We start from the raw sequence: 2,315 nt of genomic DNA on the forward strand, positions 1-2,315 counted from the left end.
ACTGGGGTCCGCGCGGGTTGGGCGGGGCGGTCGTCTCGCGCAGCTCCAGGCGGATGGGCATCCGGACGTGGCCGGGCGTCTCGGTGCCCGGCCGGTCGAGCTGCTCCAGCAGCAGCCGGGCGGCTTCCGCGCCCTGCCGGGCGACGGGCTGGGCGACGGTCGTCAGCCCGACCACCTCGGCGAGTTCGTGGTCGTCGAAGCCCACGACGGACACGTCGTCGGGCACCCTGAGGCGGTGGCGGCGGAGCACCCGCAGGGCGCCCATCGCCATCTCGTCGGACTGCGCGAACACGGCCGTCGGCGGACGGGAGTTGGCCAGCAGCTCGGTCATCGCGCGCTCGCCGCCCTCGACCGTGTAGCCGCCGTCCACCTCAAGGGACGGGTCGTGGCCGATGCCGGCGTCCGCTAGCACGTCGAGATACGCCTGGCGGCGCTGGACCGGGGTGGTCCAGTGGAGCGGCCCGCTCGCCCCGGAGATCATGCCGATGCGGCGGTGCCCGAGGTTCACCAGGTGGCGTACGGCGCTGGTGGCGCCCGCGTGGTCGTCGATACCGACGACGGCGAAGCCCTCCCGGGGGCCGCCGACGGTGGTGGCCAGCGGCACACCGAGGGAGCGGAGCGCGGCGGCCTCCTCCTCGTCGGGGATCAGCAGCGACAGCACCGCGTCCACCCGCTTGCGCGCCGGCAGCTTGGTGAAGAAGCGCTTGCGCGCCTCCGGCGTGCCGAGGTTGTACAGCAGGACGTCGTAGCCGCCGGCGCTGAACACCTTCTCGGCGGCGTCCAGCACGGTGCCGAAGAACCAGCGGCCGACAAAGGGGGCGAGGACCCCGATGGTGTACGTGCGCCCGCTGGCCAGGCTGGACGCCGAGCGGGAGGCGGTGTAGCCGAGCGAGGCGGCCACGGCCGTGATGTGCTCGCGCACCTCGTCCGAGACGCCCGGCCGGCCGCGCAGCGCGCGGGACACGGTGGATGCAGAGACGCCGGCGGCGCTGGCGACATCGGTGATGCTGACCGTCACGGGGTCGGTCCTCCCGTCGGGGTTCACGTTGCTGTGATCTGAGGTGACGTGACCGTAAACCCGACCCACTCGTTGCGCAAGCGTTTGCGTTCAGATTTACTTGCCCCGATTCTCAACCGAGACCTCATCTGTGAAAGATCAGCGCACACGTTTGCGCGCTGCCCAGCCGACCAGGAAGTGCGCATGCGATACGCCCCGCCCGGCCTCTGCGTCAACGACTTCGCCCTGCTGCGCGACGACAACGGCAGCTACGCGGTGCTTCACCTCCAGGGCCCGTGGACAACCGAGTTCGACCATCTGCGGATGGAGACCTCCTACGGCCGGGCGACCTCCACCGACCTGGTCGACTGGCGCCCGCAGGGCAGCGCCTTCGGCACCGGCCTGCCCGGCAGGTTCGACCAGCAGGCGGCCTGGACCATGCACCCGATCCGCCACGGCGCCGGGATGGCGATGTTCTACACCGGTGTCTCCGGCCTCACCCCGGGCGGCTGGCCGCTCCAGTCCGTCGGCCTGGCGTACTCCGACCGCACCGACGGGACCGGCTGGCGCCGGCACGGCACCGGACCGGTCGTCGAGGCCGACGCACGCTGGTACCTCACCGGTGAACGCATGGGCTGGCGCGACCCGTTTGTCGTGCGCGACGACGAGTCCGACGGCTGGGTCATGGTGCTCTGTGCCCAGGACGCCTCGCTACCTGTCGAGGTCAGCGGCTGCGTCGCGTTCGCCACCTCGGACGACCTCGAACACTGGACCGTGCACCCCCCGCTCCTCTCCCCCGGCGACGTCGACGAACTGGAGTGCCCCGTCCTGGAACGCCTCGACGACGGCAGTTGGCTGCTGCTCGGTTCCATAGGCGCCACCCGGGGCTTCGAGGCGTGGACGGCCCCGCGGCTGCGCGGCCCGTGGACCCGCCGCGGCCCGCTCGGCCCGACCGGCTCCTACGCGCCCCGGATCGCCGCCGCCCCCGACGGCTCCCGCGTCGTCCTCCACACCACCCCGCGCCGGGTCGGCCTCACCGACACCGGCGCGCACTGCCGCGGCATGCTCGCCCAACCGAAACTCCTGGTCACGCCTCCGGGCGAGGCGCCACGACTGGAGTGGTGGCCGGGTCTGGACACCTGGCTGGGCGAACCCGCCGACAAACCCGGGTTGCACGCGGTCGGCGACCTCGACGTCTCCGCCGCGACCACCGCCGCCCCCGTCGACCTCGCCCTGCGCGCCGACGACCAGGGCCCCGCCCTCACCGTCACCTGCGACGGCGCGCACCTGCGGGTCACCGGCCCGGGCGGGAACCTCC

The 2,315-nt window shown here is 73.0% G+C and carries 2 protein-coding genes; one reads left to right on the forward strand and one right to left on the reverse strand.

Annotated features, from left to right (window positions below):
• A partial coding sequence (locus GL263_RS25220) for a LacI family DNA-binding transcriptional regulator (RefSeq protein WP_182858052.1) occupies window positions 1-1,018 on the reverse strand: 1,018 nt, incomplete at its 3' end.
• Between the two features lie 183 nt (window positions 1,019-1,201).
• Between GL263_RS25220 and GL263_RS25225 the strand changes: the two genes are divergently transcribed.
• A partial coding sequence (locus GL263_RS25225; RefSeq protein WP_182858053.1) for a glycoside hydrolase family protein occupies window positions 1,202-2,315 on the forward strand: 1,114 nt, incomplete at its 3' end.

The organism is Streptomyces durbertensis (genome assembly GCF_014156695.1).
In the GTDB taxonomy this organism is placed as follows: Bacteria; Actinomycetota; Actinomycetes; order Streptomycetales; family Streptomycetaceae; genus Streptomyces; species Streptomyces durbertensis.